At 68.0% G+C, this 19,830-nt stretch carries 20 protein-coding genes; 8 read left to right on the top strand and 12 right to left on the bottom strand.

All coding sequences use genetic code 11. The features are described 5' to 3' along the window. Window positions 1-191: 191 nt before the first annotated feature. The 3 genes from GY40_RS15220 to GY40_RS26605 all read right to left on the bottom strand — a co-directional run bounded on the left by GY40_RS15220 (window position 192) and on the right by GY40_RS26605 (window position 5,031). Window positions 192-1,193 carry an RluA family pseudouridine synthase gene (locus GY40_RS15220; protein ID WP_248311178.1) on the bottom strand — a complete coding sequence of 334 codons (1,002 nt, stop codon included), beginning with the start codon at window positions 1,191-1,193 and terminating at the stop codon, window positions 192-194. A 271-nt stretch (window positions 1,194-1,464) separates the two neighbouring features. Beyond that, window positions 1,465-3,156 carry a heme biosynthesis protein HemY gene (locus GY40_RS15215; protein ID WP_081925421.1) on the bottom strand — a complete coding sequence of 564 codons (1,692 nt, stop codon included), beginning with the start codon at window positions 3,154-3,156 and terminating at the stop codon, window positions 1,465-1,467. A gap of 18 nt (window positions 3,157-3,174) precedes the next feature. Beyond that, entirely contained in the window at window positions 3,175-5,031 is a 1,857-nt protein-coding gene (locus GY40_RS26605; protein WP_051988082.1) for a uroporphyrinogen-III synthase, read from the bottom strand. Window positions 5,032-5,404: 373 nt separating this feature from the next. On the opposite strand from GY40_RS26605, the gene tsaD reads away from it, so the two are divergent. The 5 genes from tsaD to acs all read left to right on the top strand — a co-directional run bounded on the left by tsaD (window position 5,405) and on the right by acs (window position 10,335). After that, complete coding sequence (tsaD, locus tag GY40_RS15205; protein ID WP_038363559.1) at window positions 5,405-6,460, top strand: tRNA (adenosine(37)-N6)-threonylcarbamoyltransferase complex transferase subunit TsaD; 1,056 nt, start codon at window positions 5,405-5,407, stop codon at window positions 6,458-6,460. Next, window positions 6,457-7,452 carry an NAD(P)H-dependent glycerol-3-phosphate dehydrogenase gene (locus tag GY40_RS15200; RefSeq protein ID WP_038363557.1) on the top strand — a complete coding sequence of 332 codons (996 nt, stop codon included), beginning with the start codon at window positions 6,457-6,459 and terminating at the stop codon, window positions 7,450-7,452. The genes tsaD and GY40_RS15200 overlap by 4 nt, the downstream gene beginning before the upstream one ends. Window positions 7,453-7,463: 11 nt before the next feature. Continuing rightward, window positions 7,464-7,790, top strand: a complete 327-nt coding sequence (locus tag GY40_RS15195; RefSeq protein ID WP_038363555.1) for a hypothetical protein — start codon at window positions 7,464-7,466, stop codon at window positions 7,788-7,790. Beyond that, window positions 7,790-8,200, top strand: a complete 411-nt coding sequence (locus GY40_RS15190) for an EVE domain-containing protein (protein ID WP_038363552.1) — start codon at window positions 7,790-7,792, stop codon at window positions 8,198-8,200. The genes GY40_RS15195 and GY40_RS15190 overlap by 1 nt, the downstream gene beginning before the upstream one ends. Before the next feature lie 182 nt (window positions 8,201-8,382). Next, on the top strand, window positions 8,383-10,335 hold the full coding sequence (gene acs / locus GY40_RS15185) for an acetate--CoA ligase (RefSeq protein ID WP_038363550.1): 1,953 nt from the start codon (window positions 8,383-8,385) through the stop codon (window positions 10,333-10,335). Window positions 10,336-10,356: 21 nt separating this feature from the next. Here acs and GY40_RS15180 read toward each other — a convergent pair whose 3' ends face one another. Beyond that, the gene (locus GY40_RS15180; protein ID WP_038363548.1) at window positions 10,357-10,740 is read right to left on the bottom strand and encodes a RidA family protein; all 384 of its coding nucleotides are present in this window, start codon (window positions 10,738-10,740) and stop codon (window positions 10,357-10,359) included. A 173-nt stretch (window positions 10,741-10,913) separates the two neighbouring features. Here GY40_RS15180 and GY40_RS15175 point away from each other — a divergent pair, with 173 nt between their 5' ends. Further along, entirely contained in the window at window positions 10,914-11,600 is a 687-nt protein-coding gene (locus GY40_RS15175; RefSeq protein ID WP_038363545.1) for an AprI/Inh family metalloprotease inhibitor, read from the top strand. Window positions 11,601-11,612: 12 nt separating this feature from the next. On the opposite strand, the gene GY40_RS15170 is transcribed toward GY40_RS15175, so the two are convergent. Beyond that, window positions 11,613-12,227 carry a GNAT family N-acetyltransferase gene (locus GY40_RS15170; RefSeq protein ID WP_051988081.1) on the bottom strand — a complete coding sequence of 205 codons (615 nt, stop codon included), beginning with the start codon at window positions 12,225-12,227 and terminating at the stop codon, window positions 11,613-11,615. A gap of 378 nt (window positions 12,228-12,605) precedes the next feature. Between GY40_RS15170 and GY40_RS28490 the strand changes: the two genes are divergently transcribed. Further along, window positions 12,606-13,241, top strand: a complete 636-nt coding sequence (locus tag GY40_RS28490) for a cold-shock protein (protein WP_038363542.1) — start codon at window positions 12,606-12,608, stop codon at window positions 13,239-13,241. A gap of 198 nt (window positions 13,242-13,439) precedes the next feature. Here the strand turns inward: GY40_RS28490 and bfr are convergent, their stop codons facing one another. The 6 genes from bfr to GY40_RS15135 all read right to left on the bottom strand — a co-directional run bounded on the left by bfr (window position 13,440) and on the right by GY40_RS15135 (window position 18,459). Then, complete coding sequence (gene bfr / locus GY40_RS15160; RefSeq protein ID WP_038363539.1) at window positions 13,440-13,934, bottom strand: bacterioferritin; 495 nt, start codon at window positions 13,932-13,934, stop codon at window positions 13,440-13,442. Between the two features lie 124 nt (window positions 13,935-14,058). Then, complete coding sequence (locus GY40_RS15155; RefSeq protein ID WP_038363536.1) at window positions 14,059-14,349, bottom strand: (2Fe-2S)-binding protein; 291 nt, start codon at window positions 14,347-14,349, stop codon at window positions 14,059-14,061. Further along, window positions 14,346-14,879, bottom strand: coding sequence for an iron response transcriptional regulator IrrA (irrA, locus tag GY40_RS15150; RefSeq protein WP_051988175.1), 534 nt, complete (start codon window positions 14,877-14,879; stop codon window positions 14,346-14,348). Before irrA ends, GY40_RS15155 begins: the two co-directional genes overlap by 4 nt. Window positions 14,880-15,047: 168 nt before the next feature. Next, the gene (locus GY40_RS15145; RefSeq protein WP_038363534.1) at window positions 15,048-15,623 is read right to left on the bottom strand and encodes a YbhB/YbcL family Raf kinase inhibitor-like protein; all 576 of its coding nucleotides are present in this window, start codon (window positions 15,621-15,623) and stop codon (window positions 15,048-15,050) included. A 43-nt stretch (window positions 15,624-15,666) separates the two neighbouring features. After that, window positions 15,667-17,253: a DHA2 family efflux MFS transporter permease subunit gene (locus GY40_RS15140; protein WP_051988080.1), complete on the bottom strand. Its 1,587-nt coding sequence runs from the start codon at window positions 17,251-17,253 to the stop codon at window positions 15,667-15,669. Between the two features lie 18 nt (window positions 17,254-17,271). Next, window positions 17,272-18,459: an HlyD family secretion protein gene (locus tag GY40_RS15135; RefSeq protein WP_081925419.1), complete on the bottom strand. Its 1,188-nt coding sequence runs from the start codon at window positions 18,457-18,459 to the stop codon at window positions 17,272-17,274. Between the two features lie 150 nt (window positions 18,460-18,609). On the opposite strand from GY40_RS15135, the gene GY40_RS15130 reads away from it, so the two are divergent. After that, window positions 18,610-19,311 carry a TetR/AcrR family transcriptional regulator gene (locus GY40_RS15130; RefSeq protein WP_038363532.1) on the top strand — a complete coding sequence of 234 codons (702 nt, stop codon included), beginning with the start codon at window positions 18,610-18,612 and terminating at the stop codon, window positions 19,309-19,311. On the opposite strand, the gene GY40_RS15125 is transcribed toward GY40_RS15130, so the two are convergent. Next, a complete protein-coding gene (locus tag GY40_RS15125; RefSeq protein WP_038363530.1) occupies window positions 19,304-19,804 on the bottom strand; it encodes a hypothetical protein in 501 nt (166 codons plus the stop codon). The two genes, GY40_RS15130 and GY40_RS15125, sit on opposite strands and share 8 nt — an antisense overlap. Window positions 19,805-19,830 lie beyond the last annotated feature (26 nt).

Raw genomic sequence — 19,830 nt, 5'->3', positions numbered from 1 at the left:
CTGTGCGGCGGGCCCACCGCGCGATCAACCTTCGCGCAGGTTTCGGACAATGCGAATTGATCCAACGCAGAAACCGGTCGGGAGTTCGGCGGGATCGATTGCGTGCGGCGCCCCCTTGGCCATCCGCATCCGACAACCCCAGTATATGCGAACTCACTCTGGCGGAAAGGTGGCAGGAACGCCCGATTGGCTCACAGCCTCGCGAGCGCTGTTTGCAGTTTCGCAAAATCCTCGGGCGGATCGGATTCGAACAGCATCTCCTCGCCCGTCGCCGGATGCGCGAAACCCAGCACCGCCGCATGCAGCGCCTGCCGTCCGAGCGCCGCCAGCGCCTCGCGCGCCTCCTCCGGCAAGCGCACCGCCTTGGTCGCGAACCCGGAGCCGTAGAGCTGATCGCCCAGAAGCGGATGGCCGATATGACTCATATGCACGCGAATCTGATGCGTGCGCCCGGTTTCGAGCCGGCATTCGATCAGGCTCGCCAGCGGCTCGGTCTCGTCGAGCCCCTTCAGAAGCGGCGGATAGCGCTCGATCAGGCGGATATGCGTGATCGCTTCGCGGCCGCGCCCCTCCTTCACCACCGCCATTTTTTCGCGATTGCGGTTGGAGCGCTCGAGCGGCGCGTCGATCGTGCCCTCGCGCAGGCGCGGCGTACCCCAGACCATGGCGAGATAGGCGCGCTGCAGCGGACCGGTGCGGCCATGGTCGGCGAACTGCTTGGCGAGCTTCTGATGCGCGCGGTCGTTCTTGGCGACGACGAGCAGGCCGCTCGTATCCTTGTCGAGCCGGTGGACGATGCCCGGCCGCCTGACCCCGCCGATGCCGGAGAGGCTCTCGCCGCAATGGGCGATCAGCGCGTTGACGAGCGTGCCGTCCTCATGGCCCCCCGCAGGATGCACGACGAGCCCGGCCGGCTTGTCGATCACGATCAGGTGCTCGTCCTCGTAGACGACGTCGAGCGGGATGTCCTGCCCGACCGGATCCGGCGGCTTCGCCTCCGGCATCACGAGCGTGATGGCATCGCCTTCGGCCACCTTGCGGCTGCCGTCGCTGACGGGGGTGCCGTTGAGGCCGACCCCGCCTTCCTTGATGACCTGCTGCAGCCGCGCCCGCGAAATCTCGCCGGCAAGCATGGCGAGCGCCTTGTCGAGCCTGAGGCCCGCCTGCTCCGCCCCGACCTGCAGGGTCACCATGCCGTTGTCCTGGCCGCTCTGGCCGTCCTGATCACAATCCATGCCGTCGCTATAAGGTGCATGACGGCCGGCCGCACGCCTTTTCCGCGAACCCCCATCGTCATGCCAGGGCTTGACCCGGTGTCATCTCGGGAAGGCGAGGCACGAGCGAACCGCAACCTGCCACCTCTCCCCTCGCGGGAGAAGGCTGGAGCAAGGGGTCGCCCGACCCCTCATCCGTCAGCGCTGCGCGCTGCCACCTTCTCCGTAAGGGGAGAAGGGAAGGCCCCGCTCAGCCGAATAGGCGGAAACCGCTCTTCTTCGGCTCGCCCGGCGGCTCCTCATCCGGTCCGGGATCGTCGGGCGCGTGCGGAACAGGGAAGATCACCGGCTTCGGCGCCGCCGCTTCGCGGGCGGAAGCGGCATGGGCCGCGGAGGCCGTGGAGTTGGCCGCCCCGGCAGGCTTCGGCACCGGAGCAGGCTGCGCTTCCGGCTCCGGCTTCGCGGTCGGCTCGCTCTTGATCTCGACCTTGGCCTCGACCGGAGCCGCCGGAGCGGGCTTCGGCTCCTCCTTCGGCGGTGCGGACACCACGACCGCAGCCGGCTCGACGACGGTGACGCTCTCCGGCTTCACCTCGATCAGCTTGGTCGAATCGTCGAGATCCGCGAGCACGTCGTCCAGCGCCTGCGGCGGGCTGCCGAGCGTCGCTGGTGGCACCGTCCAGACGAAGGCGTCGAGCCGCCCGGTGATCGGCGAGACCGGCATCCAGTGATCGGAGACGAGGCCGTCCGCCACCCAGGCCGCGTCGTGCGGCGCGCGCGTTGCCCGCCCCAGCCACTCGCGCACCCTGCCGGCAGCGCCATGTTCGGCCTCCTCCAGCTCCGCCATCAGCAGGCAGGCCCGCACCGAGGCCCCGCCCGCCAGCAAAGGCTTCAGCGTGTCGCGCGCCTTCTGGAACTCGCGCGCCTGAATGGCCGCGCCGGCCAGCACCAGCACGCTTTCCGGGTCGGCCGGGCGAAGCTTCGACAGCGTCATCGCCCGGTTCAGCCGGTCGAGTGCGCTGTCGCCGAGGCGGACATCGAGATAGGCCGCCGCAACATCGGGATGCGGCGCCTCCCGCCAGGCCGCCTCCAGCAGCTTCGACGCCTTGCGCACATCGCCACGCTCGGCCAGCATCCGGCCGGCAAGCGCCGCCGCAGGCGTCAGCGCCGGCGCGAGCTTCACCGCTTCCAGCGCCGCGGCGAGCGCCCGCTCCGGCTCCTTGTCGCGGGCTTCGAGCGCTTCGGCCGCAAGCAGCACGGCGCGCTGCCGGCGCGCCTCCGCCTTGTCCGCGAGGCGCAAGGCCGCACGCCGCTCGACGGCGGTGCGTGCCGCCTGCCAGTCGCCGGCATTGGTGTGGAAATCGAGCAGCGCATCGTTCGCCCAGGCGAGCGAGGGCGAGCGGCGCACGGCATCGTCGGCGAAGGCGCGCGCCGCCGCCATGTCGCCGCGGCGCTTGGCCTCGACGAAGAGCCCGCGCAGGCCGAGCACCCGCGTCTCCGAGCGGTCCAGCATCGCCTTGAAGGCGGCCTCTGCGTGAGCGCGATTGCCGGTGAGCTGCGCCGTCTGCGCCTCCAGCAGCAAGGTCAGCGGCTCGTTCGGCACGAAGCGGCGCGCCTCGCCGGTATAGCGCCCGGCCGCGACGGGGTCGCCCGCGCCGATCGCGACCATGCCGCGCGAAACGGCCTCGAAGCCGCGTGCCCGGCGCCGCGCCCGCGAGGAGAGGCTGAAGGCGGAAGGCAGGCCGAAGACGAAGCGGATGATGGCCCAGGCCAGCAGCACCAGGAAGGCGAGCAGGACGACGCCGATGGCGCCGATCGCGACGCTGGTGTCGATGCGGTAGCCCTGCCAGATCACCGAGATTTCGCCCGGCCGATCGGCGAGCCATACCGCGCCGAAGGCAAGGCAGGCGAAGACGGCGAGGTAGACGAGAACGCGAACCATGGACCTCTCTATCCTCCGTCAGCCGGCGGCGCCAAGCGCTGCGACCGCATCCTGCGCGATTTTGGCGATGGCTGCATCCGCCGCCGCCCGCTTTTGCAGATCGGCGCCGAATTCCGCGCTGGCGCGACGCGCCGGCTCGGGCAACTGGCTCCAGAGCGCCGCCGCCTTCGGCATGTCGCCGGCCGCAACCGCGCTCTCCAGCCGCAGCGGCAGCGTGGCGGGATCATTCGAGCTGTTGTCGCCGACCGGACGGACCGTGACGATGCGGCTCGTCAAGCCGATCAGCTTGTCCGTCCAGCTATCCGATTGCGGCGTGACCTCGCGCTGGAACATCGCGCCATGCGTGCGGAAGCCCGCCAGCAGCGCCTCCCGCGTCGCCGCGCCCGCTGTCGCGACGGCGGAGAGCGCGGCGACATCGGCCTGCGGGACGCCGGCCTTGACGAGCGCGGCGACATCGCTCCCGAAGGGGCGCCCGGCCGCCAGAGCCCGCTGGACCCGCTCGGCCAGCACGATTCGCGCCGCCGCCATCCCCTCCGGATTCGCGGTAGGGGTGGCCTTCGCCTGCGTCTCGATGGCGGAGACCCGCCCGGTGAGCTTGTCGAACCGCTCGCTTGTGGCGGCGAGCGCCGCCTCGGTGCGCTGGAGTTGCTCCGTGAGGGCGCCCGTATCGGCCGCTGGCGCCTTGGCAAGCGAGCCGATCCTGCCCGAAAGCGCTTGCAGTTCCGAGCCTGCCTTCGCCGCGGCATCCCCGGCGGTGCCGGCTTTGCGGTCGGCGGCGGTGACGGAGGCCTGAAGCCCGTCGACCCGCCCGCTCAGATCGGCGAGCTGTTCGGGCGTGACGGCCGGGCTGCTCGCCCGCAGCGCGTAGAGCATCAGCCCCGCGCCGAGAACGCCGCCGAGGACGCCGGCGATCGCCAAAGCCGGCCAGGGCGTCGCCGGCTTTGCGACCGGCGCGGCGGCCGCGGTCCGCGGCGGCTCAGGAGGCGGCGGCGAGAATTCCTGCGGCAAGGCCTCGGTGGGCGCCACCGCTTCCGGCGAGGGCCGCGCGGGTGCGGCCTCAGCCACATCGGCTTCCGGTTGCGGCTGCGGCTTGAGGTCGATCGTCGGCGGCGTGCGCTTCAGGCTGCCGCGCGGCTCCGCCTGCGCCGACCCGTCCGGCTTCTGCCGCCGGGAAACCTCCTCCAGCGCCGCCAGCATCGCGGCCTCCTCGGGGTGCTCGGCGACGAGCACCGTGCTGGCGCCGGCCGAGATCAAGGGCGAGGCGACATCGGCCGAGAGCGCGACATGGGTGAGCTCGAGCGCTTCCGCGCCGACGCCGGCCGCTTGCGCGAGGCTCAGGAAAGTCCGCGCCCCGCGCGCCGAATAATGCAGGGCGGCGTCGGCCCGGCCGTGCCGCAGCGCGGCCTGCGTGTCCTCCGGCAATACCGAGACCGGCTCGGCGGCATAAGCCTCCCAGAGCGTGATGTCGTAGCCTGCGTCCTTCAGCCGCTGTGGCACGTCCTCCTTGCGGTCGCGGCCGAGGATCAGCAGCAGCCGCGCCGGCGCCGGCACCGTCCGCGTGATCAGCTCGATCAGGTCGTTGCGGTCGCCATCGGCGCTGCGGGCGTCATCGAGGCCGGCCTCACGGACCTTCGCCGCCGTGCGGGCGCCGACGGTGAACACCGGCAGGTCGCGCCAGCCCTCGGGTCCCTCAGCGAGCACGGGAACGGCATTGCCGCTGGTCAGGACGATGGCCGCGAAATCACCGGCCGGTGCCTCTCCCGGCAGCCTGACCACCTCGAACAGCGGCGCGACCAGCGGCTCGAAGCCATGGGCGGCGATCGCCTGCGCCGTCCGGTCGGCATCGGGGCGGGGTCGGAAGACGAAGACGCGCATTCGCAGCTCCTATGGCATCGGACCGAAACGCGGAATCCAGCTTCCGGAACAATCCCATGCGATAACAAATACATAGACCACCGTCATCGCGTCCGGCAGGACGCGCGGCGATCTAGCGAGGCAACCACCGGTCACAGGCCGAACCGCAAACGGCATCGGCCAACGCGATCAGGGCGTATTGAGGCGGAACGATGATGCCGGCCATTCCCTCTCCTTTTTCTTTCCGGCGCCACGGACCCGCTGACGGCGCCCGCTGCATTGCCCTTGGCCTTGGGCCATGGCACGCACTATACGAAGGAATTGCCGGCGGGCCACCGCCAGCCGCGAAGCTTCATCACCTGATCCTCCATTCCGCGGGACAAGTCGACCGATCATGCGTGTTCTAGGGATAGAGACGACCTGCGACGAAACGGCAGCGGCGATCGTCTCCATCGAGCGTTCGGGCGAGAGCAGGATCCTGTCCAACGAGGTGCTGAGCCAGATCGCGGCGCATGCCGCCTATGGCGGCGTCGTGCCGGAGATCGCGGCGCGCGCCCATGTCGAGGCGATCGATCGCATCATCGCGCGCGCCTTCGCCCATGCCGACCTCAAGCCCGGCGATATCGACGCCGTCGCCGCCGCCGCCGGTCCCGGCCTCGTCGGCGGCGTCATGGTCGGCCTCACTGCCGGCAAGGCGATCGCGCTGGCGACGGGCAAGCCCTTCATCGCCGTCAACCATCTCGAGGCCCATGCGCTGACGGCACGCCTCACCGACGATCTCGCCTTTCCCTATCTCCTGCTGCTCGTCTCCGGCGGCCATACCCAGCTTCTCGCCGTGCGCGGCGTCGGCGACTATCTCCGGCTCGGCGGCACCATCGACGACGCGGTCGGCGAGGCTTTCGACAAGATCGCCAAGATGCTGGCCCTGCCCTATCCCGGCGGCCCCTCGGTCGAGCGCGAGGCGGCGAAGGGCGATCCCGAGCGCTTCGACTTCCCGCGCCCGCTGCAAGGCCGGCCGACGCCGGATTTCTCGCTCTCCGGCCTCAAGACGGCCGTGCGCCTCGTCGCCGAACGCATCGCGCCGCTCTCCGACAACGACGTCGCCGATCTCTGCGCCTCCTTCCAGGCCGCGATCGTCGACGTCATGGTCGACCGGACCCGCGCCGGCCTGCGCGCCTGCCGCGAGGCCGGCATCACGCCCACGACCCTCGTCGTCGCCGGCGGCGTCGCGGCCAACCAGGCAATCCGCAGCGGGCTGACGCGGCTGGCCACCGAAGCCGGCCTGCCGATGGTCGCCCCGCCGCTGGCGCTGTGCGGCGACAATGGCGCGATGATCGCATGGGCCGGGCTGGAGCGGCTGCGGCTCGGCCTCGTGGACGACATGTCGGCCGTCGCCCGTCCGCGCTGGCCGCTCGACGAACTCGCGGCCAAGCCCGCGACCGCCGCATGAGTCAGAATCCGGGCTTCGCGACGGTCGGCGTCGTCGGCGCCGGCTCCTATGGCGCCGCGCTGGCGCTCGCCGCCCATCGCGCCGGCCGCGAGGTCCTCCTCTGGGCGCGCGACACCGCGACGGTCGAGGCGATTCGCGCGACGCGGCAGGCCCCACGCCTGCCCGGCATCGATCTGCCCGAAGCAATCCGCGCCACTTCGACGCTGGCCGATCTCGCTTCCTGCGACGCGCTGGTCGTCGCCGTGCCGACCCAGAACCTGCGCGCGGCCTGCACCGCGATGGCAACCGCATTGCCCACCGGCGCGCCGGTGATCTCGGCCGCCAAGGGCATCGAGCAGGCGAGCGGGCTGTTCCCGACCGAGATCATCGCCGGAAGCTGGCCGCAAGCCCCGACCGCCATCCTCTCCGGCCCGAGCTTCGCCACCGATATCGGGCACGGCCTGCCGACCGCGGTGACGCTCGCCGCTGCCGATCCCGCGCTGGCGCGCAGCCTCGCCGAGGCGCTGAGCTCGCCCGCTTTCCGCATCTATCATTCGGGCGATCCGCGCGGCGTCGAGATCGGCGGCGCGGCCAAGAACGTGCTCGCCATCGCCGCCGGCATCGCCATCGGGCTCGGCTTCGGCGAGAGCGCCCGCGCCGCGCTGGTGGCGCGCGGTTTCGCCGAACTGCGCCGCTTCGGCGAGGCGCATGGCGCCGATCCCGAGACGCTGATGGGCCTTTCGGGATTGGGCGACGTGGTGCTGAGCTGCGCCTCGCCGCAATCGCGCAATTTCGCCTATGGTCTGGCGCTGGGCCAGGGCAGGAGCCCAGCTGAAGCCGCCGGCGGCAAGCTCGCGGAAGGCGCCTTCACCGCCCCCGTCCTTGCCGAGATGGCGCGGCGGGAGGGCAAGGAGATGCCGATCGCCGAGGCCGTCGCGGCGGTCATCGCGGGCAGGATCGGCGTGCGTGAAGCCGTGGCGGCTCTGCTCGCCCGGCCACTCAGGGCGGAATGACGGAGGAAGCCATGGCGGGAGAGCTCAACGATCTCGGCAAGCGCATCGCGCGCGGCATCGCGGAGGTCAGGAAGACGACCGGCTCCGAGCTCGTCGCCGAAAGCGGCCCGGTGCCGTTGGCCGGCCGCATCGCCACGCCCGTCATCCAGCATCGCCGGCGAAAGGCCGAGGGCACGCATCGCTTCGTGCTGATCCTGCCTTTCGGCGAGGGCGAGGTCCGGGTCGAGCTCGACCCGAAGGATTACGCCGCGCTGACGCGCGAGATGGTGCGGTTCTGGAACGAACAGGGCGAAGCGGCCTCCAAGCCGCCCGTGCCGTTGAAGGAGGACGAGGCCTGATGGCTCACTGGCTGATCAAATCCGAACCCTCGGTCTGGTCCTGGGACGACCAGGTCAACGCCGGTGCCAAGGGCACGCATTGGGACGGGGTGAAGAACCACACCGCCAAGCTCAACCTGATGGCCATGAAGAAGGGCGAGCAGGTCTTCTTCTACCATTCCAACGAAGGCCTCGAGGTCGTCGGCATCGTCGAGGTCATCCGCGAGGCCTACCCCTGGGAAGCCGCCGGCCCGCCCTGGGTACTGGTCGACTTCAAGGCGGTGAAGCCGCTGCCCAGGCCGGTGACGCTCGCCGCCGTCAAGGCCGAGCCGAAGCTCGCCAAGATGTCACTCGTCACCTCTTTCCGCCTCTCGGTCCAGCCGGTGACGGATGAAGAATGGAACCTCGTCTGCAAGATGGGCGGCCTTTGAAACCATCCGGACCGCAGGCGAACATCGCCGAAAGTCTGTGACACGAAAGTGCGAGCGCGAAGCGCTTGCCGCGCCGCACACGCACCCTATGATGCGCCCAATTCAAACGAAGCGGGACCGCGCCCGCCGGCAGGCGGACACGGGAACGCGACAAAGAACCCTGTCCGGGGAGATGCCTGCCAATGACCGAGATCATCTACGACGTGCCCGCCGCCTGGGCGAAGAAGGCCTGGGCCAACGACGCCAAGTACAAGAAAATGTACGCGGCCTCGGTCAAGGATCCCGACAAGTTCTGGGCCGAGCAGGGCAAGCGGATCGACTGGTTCAAGCCGTTCAGCAAGGTCCGCAACGTCAGCTACAAGCCGGGCAAGGTCTCGATCAAATGGTACGAGGACGGCACCACCAACGTCGCCTATAACTGCGTCGATCGGCACCTCGCCACACGCGCCAAGCAGACCGCGATCATCTGGGAAGGCGACGACCCCTCCGAATCGAAGAAGATCAGCTACGGCCAGCTCCACGCCGAAGTCTGCAAATTTGCCAACGTGCTGAAGGCGCACGGCGTCAAAAAGGGCGACCGCGTCACCATCTACCTGCCGATGATCCCGGAGGCGGCCTATGCGATGCTCGCCTGCGCGCGCATCGGCGCCGTCCATTCGGTGGTCTTCGGCGGCTTCTCGCCGGATTCCCTTTCGAACCGCATCGAGGATGCCGATTCCAAGGTCGTCATCACCGCCGACGAAGGCCTGCGCGGCGGCCGCGCCGTGCCGCTCAAGAAGAATGTCGACGCCGCCGACGACAAGGTGAAGGGCGGCATCGGCACCGTCATCGTCGTCAAGCGTACCGGCGGCCATGTCACCATGAAGGAAGGCCGCGACGTCTGGTATCACGAGGAGGCGGAGAAGGTCTCGACCCATTGCCCGCCGGTCGAAATGAAGGCGGAGGACCCGCTCTTCATTCTCTACACCTCGGGCTCGACCGGCAAGCCGAAGGGCGTGCTGCACACCACCGCCGGCTATCTCGTCTACACCTCGATCACCCACCAATACGTCTTCGACTACCATGACGGCGACATTTACTGGTGCACCGCCGATGTCGGCTGGGTGACGGGCCACAGCTACATCCTCTACGGGCCGCTCGCCAACGGCGCGACGACGCTGATGTTCGAGGGCATCCCGACCTATCCGACGATCTCGCGCTTCTGGGAGGTCATCGACAAGCACAAGGTCAACACCTTCTACACCGCCCCGACCGCGATCCGCTCGCTGATGGGCGCCGGCGAGGAGCCGGTGAAGAAGACCAAGCGCAAGTCGCTACGCCTGCTCGGCTCGGTCGGCGAGCCTATCAATCCCGAGGCCTGGGAGTGGTACCATCGCGTCGTCGGCGAGCGCCGCTGCCCGATCGTCGATACCTGGTGGCAGACCGAGACCGGCGGCATCCTGATCACGCCGCTGCCAGGCGCCACCGCCCTCAAGCCGGGCTCGGCGACGCGGCCCTTCTTCGGCGTCGAGCCCCAGATCGTCGACGCCGAGGGCAAGGTGCTGACCGGCGCCTGCGAGGGCAATCTCGTCATCGCCGAAAGCTGGCCCGGCCAGATGCGCACGGTCTATGGCGACCATAAGCGCTTCGAGGAGACCTATTTCGCGACCTATCCGAACAAGTACTTCACCGGCGACGGCTGCCGGCGCGACGCAGACGGCTATTACTGGATCACCGGCCGCGTCGACGACGTCATCAACGTCTCCGGCCACCGCATGGGCACGGCGGAAGTCGAATCGGCGCTGGTCGCGCACCCCGCCGTCTCGGAGGCGGCGGTCGTCGGCTACCCGCACGACATCAAGGGCCAGGGCATCTACGCCTATGTCACGCTGATGGCGGGCGAGAAGCCGTCCGAGGATCTGCGCAAGGACCTCGTCGCCCATGTCCGCAAGGAGATCGGCCCGATCGCCTCGCCGGACCTGATCCAGTTCGCGCCGGGCCTGCCCAAGACCCGCTCCGGCAAGATCATGCGCCGCATCCTGCGCAAGATCGCCGAGGACGAGCATGGCGCGCTCGGCGACACCTCGACGCTGGCCGACCCCGCCGTGGTCGACGACCTGGTCGCCAATCGCCAGAACAAGCGCAAGGCGGGCTGAATCGCAGCGCGCGGTCGCGTCTCAGGGCGCGGCCGCGATCACCTCGATCTCGACCTTGAACTCCGGCCGGGTGAAGCCCGAGACGATCATCAGGGTCGAAGCCGGCGGCGGCGCGCCGACATGGGCGTCGCGCGAATCCATATAGCCCTTCATATGGGCGCGGTCGGTGACATAGGCATTGATCCGCACGATATCGGCGAGCGTCATCCGCGCCTCGGCGAGGATCGCGGCGATGTTGGCGAAGCAGAGATCGGCCTGCGCGCGCGCATCTTCGGGCACGCTCCCATCCGCCGCGATACCGAGTTGCCCCGAGCAGACGACGAGGCGCCAGCCCGCCGGCACTTCCATGCCGTGGCTGTAGCGGGCGAAGGGAGCGGCGATGCTGGCAGGTGTGAGCGGCGTCATGACGGGTCCTTCCGGGAAGGCCGCACTATGCCTTTGGCGTGACAGCGGAACCAGATCGGACTTCGCGGGTTCGCAAGCGGGCCCGGCTGAGCTAAACCATGCTCATGCCGCGTTCATTATGCCTCTATGATATTGACGCCACGTAAGATTGATCGGAATCGGAACCGCGCCGCATGACGACGACGAAAACCGCCATCCCGGCGCTGAAGGCGACCGCACTCCTCCCGCTCCTCGCCCTGACGGCCTGCGCCGGCTCCCAGCGCTTCTCCGGACCGGTGATGAATCCGCCTTCCTACAATCAGCCGGCCCTGCCCTCCGCGCCGCCGGTGACATCGGCCCCCATCACCTCCGAGCCGCTGCCGCCGCCCGGCGGCTATCCGACCGCCGCTGCCCCGCCGCCGGGGACGAGCGCCGGTCTGCCGCCGCCGCAGGATCCGTTCTTCGATCCCAATGCCGGAACGCCACAGGGCCAGGGCCTGCCGCCCACCGGCCAGCCGGCGCCCGCGCCGGTCGCTCCCGGCAACAACCAGGTTGCGGGCCTCGGCCCGGCGCCCTCCGCCCCGGCCCGCCCGGCCGCGACGCGTGACAACGTGATCGGGAGCTGGACCGCGCGCGAGGCCACCGGCGGCACCTGCCGCGTCCAGCTTTCGAGCTCGCCGACCCTCGATCTCTACCGCGCCAGCTCGTCGGGCTGCGCCAATCGCGATCTTCAGAAGATCACCGCCTGGGACTATCGCGACGGCGAGGTCTATCTCTACCAGCAGGGCGGCACGGTCGCGGCGCGGCTGCGCGCCTCGGGCGGCAACGCGCTGGACGGCGCCGTGACGAAATCGGGCGCCGCCCTCTCCCTCAACCGCTGAGGGAAGCGCCCGTCAGGCGCCGAAGGCGCGAGCCAGGATCCGCGTCGGCCAGAAGGTCTTCTGGAGCGACAGGGCAAGCGTCGCGAAGCCCTTCGCATTGTCGAAGGCTTCGTCCAGGATGGTGAAGGGCGTCGGACCGCCGGTCGCGATCACGCCCTCGATATCGGCGTAGCCGCCGGCCAGATCGGCCTCGAACTTCTGCGCGAGCCGCCTCATCGCCGCGTTCTCCGGCAGGCAGGTCATGTAGAGCGTCCTGATCCCGCGGTTACGGGCCGCCGTGATCAGCCGCGAGAACAGCTGGCCGCCGATACCGGCACGACGCCAGCCCGTCTCCACGCTGAAGGCGGCCTCGCCTGTCTGCGCGACGATGTCGTCGAGACCGCGCAACTCGGCCGCGCCGCGGACCACCCCGTCCTCGACATAGGCATAGACCAGCCCGCCGACCCCGAAGGTCGTCGTGGCATAATTCTCGAGGAAGGCATCGTTCACGGCCGTGCCGAAGCGCTGCTGGCGCGTCAGCGGATCGAGCCTGAGCAGATGCTCCCTGAAGAGATCGCGTTCTGCCAGCCAGAGCCGGCGAATTTCCCCGCGGCCGGCCTTGCCGCGAGCTTGTGTTGATCGAGCCATTATCATCTCCCGAACAGCGCCTTGAGGCGCGATCGAACAGGAGGCGTTCTTCCCTGAAGCGTCGCGCATCCGACAGGACGCGGCGACGGTGATCTATCGACTTGTTATTGCATCCGCGGCCTCAGATCGCGTCTGAATGCGGCGATTGCAAGAGGCAGACCTGCGGCATTTTCGCCGTAACCGCCGAAGAAACAGGCGAAAATGCCGAAAACCCATGCTCTTGATGCATAGCAAGCCGCCTCATCAGCTTGGGGATGCCGCGAAAAAAAGCACTATAACCCCCGAAATTGTCGTGCGATAATTTCACTCTGACCCCGATGACGGCGCGCCCGGCATGAGCTAAGTTGTGTGCTCCCGGTCACTCATATCTGAAGCCCCATGTTCGATCGTCGCAAGCCTCCTGCTGCCCAGCCTTTCGTCACGCACGAAAATATCGAAGCCAAAGTCAAATGGTTCGACCCTGAGAAGGGGTTCGGTTTCGCCTCGCCGGCCGATGGTTCTGCCGACGTTTTCCTGCACATCTCGGCGATCGGCCCGCTGGACCAGCAGGATCTGCTCCCCGGCGCAACCATCGTCGCCGACCTCGGTGAAGGCCGCCGGGGGCTGCAGGTGGTCGCAGTCCACGAGATCGACCCGTCGACGGCGACCCAGACGGCGGCGCCCGCGCCGCGCGGCGGTGGCTTCGGCGCGCGTCCGCCGCGCGACGATTTCGGTGGCGGCTACCAGGACCGCGGTCCCCGCGGCGGCGGCTTTCAGGACCGCAATGGCGGTGGCGGTTTCCAGGATCGCGACAGCGGACCGGTCGAAGGCCCCTATGACGGCGCCGTGAAATTCTTCAACTCGGATCGCGGTTTCGGCTTCATCGCTCCCGACAAGGGCGGCCCGGACGTCTTCCTGCATGTCTCCTCGCTGAGCCGCAGCGGCCTGCAGCCGCCGATGGATGGCCAGCGCGTGCGCTTCTCGATCCGTGCCGGCCGGAAGGGGCCGGAAGCGGCGAACATCAGCTTCATCTGAGGCGGCTTCTGCCGCAAAAGACGAAGGCCCGCCAATGGCGGGCCTTTTTTGTTGGATCATGATCAACCGGGCCCGTCATTCTCGGGCGCCGCATGGCGGCGACCCGAGAATCTCGTGCAGGATCGAACGCTTTTCGTTCCTGAGATGCTCGGATCAAGCCCAAGCATGACGGCCCGCCACGCAAGGCAGCGCCGGCGATCAATGCGCGTGATCGTCGCCTTCGAGGCCGCCGATATGCTTCTGGGTGTAGAGTTCCAGGCCGATGCGGCTGATCAGGTCGAGCTGCGTCTCGAGGAAGTCGATATGGCCTTCCTCATCCTTCATCAGGGCCTTGAACAGATCCTCGGACGGGAAATCGCCGACCTCGCGGCAATATTTGGCCGCTTCCTGATAGAGCGTCCGCGCCTCGATCTCGGCCTTGAGGTCGCATTCGATGACCTCGGTGACGGTCTCGCCGATGCGGAGCTGGTCGAGCGTCTGGAGGTTCGGGAAGCCCTCGAGGAAGAGGATGCGGTCGACGAAGCGGTCGGCATGGACCATCTCCTCGATCGACTCCTTCTTCCAGGTCTTGGCCATCTCCTTCAGCCCCCAATTGTCGAGCATCCGGTAATGCAGCCAGTACTGGTTGATCGCGGTGAGCTCCGAGCGCAGCCCCTTGTTGAGATATTCGATGACCTTCTTGTCGCCCTTCATGGCGTCGCTCCTCGCAATCTACATTAGAATGATACTAATGTAGAGAGGTGCATCCGGGAAGGAAAGAGGGAAAACGAAGGCGGCTGCAATCATCCAACGCCGCCCGATCCCGGCAGCGCGTCGCTCAGGCCGCCTGCGAGACATCCTCTGACGGCGCGATGCCGTCCAGCATGCGGCCGACGCTGACATGGACGGCGCATGCGATCTCGCGGCTGGCGCAACTGCCGCACTGCGTCGCGCATGCGGCATGGGCCTCGGCCAGGATCGCACGGACCGCGCGCGCGCAACGCCCGCAATCGGGGCTGCAACCGAGGCAGTCATACGCCTCGCCGGCCGTCCGCGGCCCGCTGCCGTCAGCGCCGACGGTGCCCTTGATCTGCCGGCACGAAATGACGTTGCAGGAACAGACGATCACGCGTGATGGCCCGCCACCCGCTTCGTCGTCGTGACCTCTTCGCCATCGGCGCTGCGCAGCCGGACGATGACCTCGACCGAGGCGATCATCATGCCCTCCGGCGCATCCGGCAGGCCCGAGACATGGATCGTCGAGCCGGGGATGTCGGTGACCGTCTCGTCGTCCTCATTGTAGAAGTGGTGGTGCTCCGAGACATTGGTGTCGAAGAAGGTCTTGGGGCCGGACACCGAAACCTGGCGCAGCAGCCCGGCTTCCGAGAACTGGCGCAGCGTGTTGTAGACCGTGGCGAGGGACAGCGGCTCGCGGGCGCGGATCGCCTCCTCATAGAGCATCTCGGCGCTGACATGGCGGTCGCCCTTGGCGAAGAGCAGCCAGCCCAACGCCATGCGCTGCCGCGTCGGGCGAAGACCCGCCATACGCAGGCGCGCCTTCACCGCGCTGATCGGGCAGGAGGCCGGGCTTTTCTGCGGCCACGGGATATGCTCCGCCGCGACAGCCTGCTCCCGATCCTTGCTCACCAGAACGCTCATCGAAACGCCTTCCACCATGGGGCCTTGCGGCCTCGCAGTTTAGAAAACATCTAAACTACTGATATTACTGCCATATTTGCCTTGCTGGCATCGCAATGTCAATCGCGCGGTTTGCGACATTCCGCTGCAGCACCGCTCCGTCCACCGCCATCCGCGGCTGCAATCCGCCTAGATGAGCTCGAAAATTCCGGTCAGAACCGCGCGCGCCAGCACCCATCCCGCCATCCCCGATGCCAGCTCGGGAAGCATCACGTCATCGAGAGCGGGCAGGACCCGTGCCAGGGCGAAGAGCTGGAAGACATAGCGGTGCGGGCCATGGCCGCGGATCGGCCGCGGCCCCTCATAGCCGATGCGGCCGAGCGAACCCGGCAGGAAGGCGATCTGCGGATTCGTCTCGGGCCGGAGCATGCCCTCCTCCACGCCTTCGCTGTCGACGGCGATGTCCGTCGCGACGAGATGCGTCACCGGCCGCGGCAGCGGTGCGTCCGGATCCTGCATGACGAGGACGAGTTCCACCGTCTCGGCCGGGACGCCGCTCCAGGCCAGCGGCGGCGACACATTCTCGCCGACCCCGCGCCCGGCATATCGGCTCGGGATATCGCCGCCCTCGGCAAAGGCCGGGCTGGTCAGCTTCATCGTCCCGGCCGCGACGGCAAGGCGCGGATCGTTGCAAAGCAGGTCCGCGTCATGGCCCCGGATAGGCCGCAGCAGGCGGCCGAAGACGCGTTCGAAACTGGGGATCATGACGGAAACGATTCCAGGAGGTCCAGCGGGCGGGATCGCAGGCTCAGTGCCCGCCGCCCGCGCCGGTCGGTGCCGGTTTCGGCTTGCTGAGGAACAACGACAACACCACGAGGCAGGCGAAGATCGCCGTCAGCCCGAGGAAGACGTCGCCGAACGCCATGATGAGCGCCTGCTTGTGAGCACGCTGATTGAGCAGAGCCAGAGCCATCGTATTGGCGGCATCGCCGAAGTCGCCGAAGCGCTGCGCCGTGTTCGCCAGTGCCTCTTCGGCGACCTGCCGCCCGGCCGCGACCCATTCGTGCAGCCGGGTGATGTGCACGTCGGTGCGCGTGTTCAGCATGGTGTTGATGACGGCGAGCCCGACCGCGCCGCCGAGATTGCGGGTCAGGTTGTAGAGCCCGGAGGCGTTCTTGAGCTGCTGCGGCGGCAAGGTGCCGAGCGCGACGTTGTTGATCGGCACCATGCACAGCATCAGCCCGCAGCCGCGCAGGATCTGCGGCAGCAGCAGCTCGTAGAAGTCCCAATCCGCGGTGATGTGCGAAACGATCCAGGTTCCGAGGGCGAAGGCGCTGAACCCGATGATCATCATGATGCGCGGATCGAGCTTGGCCGAGAGCCGGCCGGCGATCGGCGCCGTCAGGAACATGGCCAGTCCCGTGACGAACATGGTTTCGCCGATCATCAGCGCGTCATAGCCGCGGATGCGGCCGAGATAGACCGGGTAGAGATAGGTCAGCCCGTAAAGGCCGATGCCCATGCAGAAGGAGAACAGCGAGCCGAAGGCGAAGTTGCGGTTCCGGAAGGCATAGAGATCGACCAGGGGATCCTCGCGCGTCAGCGCACGCCAGAAGAACAGCACCGCGCCGAAGACCATGACCACCGAGAAGAAGACGATCTCGTGGCTCTCGAACCAGTCGAGCCGCGTGCCTTCCTCGAGCACATATTCGAGGCTGCCGAGGAAGGCGGCCATGCCGGCGAGGCCCAGCCAGTCGAAGCGCTTCAGCAGGCCGCGATCCGGCTTGTCGAAATCGATCAGCGTCCAGGCCGCGATGGTGACGGCGATGCCGGGGACGACATTGACGAGGAACAGCCAGTGCCAGGAGAAGGCATGGCTGAGATAGCCGCCGACGGTCGGCCCGATGGTCGGCGCCAGCGTCGCCACGAGGCCGATGATCGGCGAGACGATTGGCCGCTTGGAGGGCGGGAAGATCGTGAAGGCGGCCGCGAAGACGCCGGGGATCATGCCGCCGCCGATGAAGCCCTGCACGGCGCGCCACAGGATCATCTCGTTGATCGAGGAGGCCTGGGCGCAGAGCACGCTGGAGATCGTGAAGCCGGCGGCCGCGATCGAGAAGAACACCCGCGTCGACAGGGCGCGGCTGAGATAGCCCGAGAGCGGGATCATGATCACTTCCGCGATCAGATAGGCCGTCTGCACCCAGGCGATCTCATCCGAGGATGCCGAGAGTCCGGCCTGGATCTCCGCCAGCGAGGCCGAGACGATCTGGATGTCCAGGATCGCCATGAACATGCCGAAGACCATCGCGATGAAGGCGAAGATCCGGCGTAGCGGTATGGCGTCCGAGGCCGGCGGGGCACCCGCCGGCGCGTTCAGGGTCGCGGTGGCCATGACGGCCTCCTTGCAGCGTCAGCGCTGGCCGGCGGGACGCGGATCGATGGACACGATGACCGACATGCCGGGGCGCAGCACATGCTTGCCCGTCGATTCCCGGTCGAGCGCGATGCGCACCGGCACGCGCTGGACGACCTTGGTGAAATTGCCGGTCGCGTTGTCGGGCGGCAGCAGCGTGAAGACCGAGCCCGTGCCACCGGCGATGCCGCTGACCGTGCCGTGGAAGACCTGCCCCGGCAGCGCATCGACCGTGACGCTCGCCTTGTCGCCGATCTTCAGCGGACCGATCTGGGTCTCCTTGAAGTTGGCGTCGACATAGACCTGGTCGAGCGGGACGATCGACATCAGCCGCTTGCCGGCGCCGACGAGGTCGCCGAGCTGGACATTGGTGTTGGCGACGAGGCCGTCGATCGGCGCGTCGATCTTCATGAAGGTCAGGTCGCGGGCGGCCTTATCCTCGGCCACCTTGAGCTCGTCGATCTGCCTTGCGGCCTCGACGCGCTGCGCCTCCAGCACCTTGATGTTCGCTTCCGCGGCGGTGACGCCGGCATTGGCGCTGACCAGTGCTGCCTGGGCCTGGTCGCGCGCCGCCGTCGCGGCATCGAGCGTCGCCTGCGAGCCATAGGACTTGGCCGCGAGGCTCTTGGCGCGATCGAAATCGGCGGCCGTGCGGGTCACGCCGGCCTGCGCCGAGTTCTGCTGCGCCTTGGCCTGCAGCAGGCTGGCGCGGCCGGCCTCGATCTGGCTGTCGATGCGCCCGAGCGTGGCCTGCGCGGTCGCCGTCTTCGCCTGCGCGGCGGCGAGCGCAATGCGCTGATCGCCGTCGTCGAGCGTGACGAGCGACTGCCCGGCCTTCACTTCCTGGTTCTGCAGCACCGAAACCTTGGCCACATTGGCCGAGAGCTTGGCCGACACCGTCGCCATCTCCGCGCCGACATAGGCGTCGTCGGTGGAGACGATGAAGCGGCCGTTGCGCCACCAGTCGATGCCGTACCAGAGGCCGGCACCGAGTGCGACGCCGGCGAGCAGGATCAGCCCGGCACGGCGGACGGTATTGCGCTTCGGGGCAGGCTGCACCGCCTCGACAGGCGCGGCCGGCGCGGTTTCGGCAGGCTGGCGCGCCTCGGCGGGCTGTGCCGTCTCCAGGGCCGGGTCGACCAGCTTGAGGCGGTCCCGGCGCTGTTCTGTGATCTCGGCGGACATGAGCTATCCTGATGAGAACAATTCGAACCGATTGGTTCGATTGCGGTTGAAATAGCGCCAGTGATGATGCATATCAAGTGAAATCGAACTGATTGGTTCGATTATTTTTGCAAAGCAGCATTGCATGGCCGGACCGCCCGGCGGAGAAGCATGGCAGAGAACTCCAAGCCGGAGGTTAAGGTGGACCGGCGCAATCGACGCGTTGCCGGGACCGACCCCGAGAAGCGGCGCCAGATTCTCGACGGCGCCTATCAGGTCTTCACGGCCCGTGGCTTCGACGCCGCCAGCATGAGCGACATCGCCTTCGCCGCCAATGTCTCGAAGGGCACGCTCTATGTCTATTTCGAGGACAAGGAACATCTCTTCGTCGCGCTGATCGAGCGCGAGCGCGAGGCCCAGAAGCGTGGCGCCATCGCGGCCCTGAACGAGGATCCCGAACCGGCGCGCGCACTGCAGAATTTCGGCCAATGCCTCGTGCGCATGATCAACCAGGAATTCGCGGTCAGCGCCCATCGCATCGTTATCGGCGTCGCCGAGCGGATGCCGGATCTCGGTCGGGAATTCTACGAGAACGGTCCCCTGACGGGCGCGAACATGATCGCGCGATATCTCGACCGCATGGTCGGCGAGGGCAAGCTCGACATCGAGGATACCCAGCTTGCCGCGATGCAGTTCCTTGATCTCTGCCAGTCGACCCTGACGCGGCCGCGTCTGTTCAACGCCATCCAGACGCCCCCGAGCGACGAGGAGGTGCACCGCATCGTCAGCGAGGCGGTCACGATGTTCATGGCGCGTTACGCCCGCGCGGCCAACGCACAGCCTGCCGCGCGCCGGCCGTTACGCTCTATTTGAGGCCCTTCAGGCTGTCGATGATCGAGGCGAGCTCCTTGAGGTTCTCCTTCTCGCCTTCGGGAGAGGCCCAGTAGGTCACGACGAGGCCCTTGGTCTCGGTGACCTGCAGCAGGGTCAGGCTGACATGGGTGGGACCGTCTTCGTCCTTGCCGGTCCACTGCACCTGGACGCCTTCCATGCCATTGTTGGAGAACGGCTTCTTCTCTTGCGTCGCGGGATCGACGACGACGCCCTTGCTCTTCAGCCAGGTGACAGCTTCGGCGATGGCCTGTGCGGCGTCCTTCAGCTCCGTCACTTCGACCGAGACGTAGACCGCCTCGTCGTCGGACGTCGATTCGACACCCTTGTCGATCTCTGTGGATTCCCAATCGTCCGGCATCGTGATGACCGCGACGGGATTGGGATCGGGGATCGAATAGGTCTTGGCGCTCGCAAGCCCCGGCAGCAGGAGGAGGCTCGCGGCGAGAACCGCGCGTGCGAGATGCATCGGCATAGGGGGATCCTGGCAAAAAGGGCGCC

It is taken from the genome of Allobosea sp. UNC402CLCol (genome assembly GCF_000745475.1).
Classification (GTDB): Bacteria; Pseudomonadota; Alphaproteobacteria; order Rhizobiales; family Beijerinckiaceae; genus Allobosea; species Allobosea spartocytisi.
The sequence above is the reverse complement of the archived record's forward strand: the minus strand, read 5'-3'. Positions and strand labels throughout refer to the sequence as shown.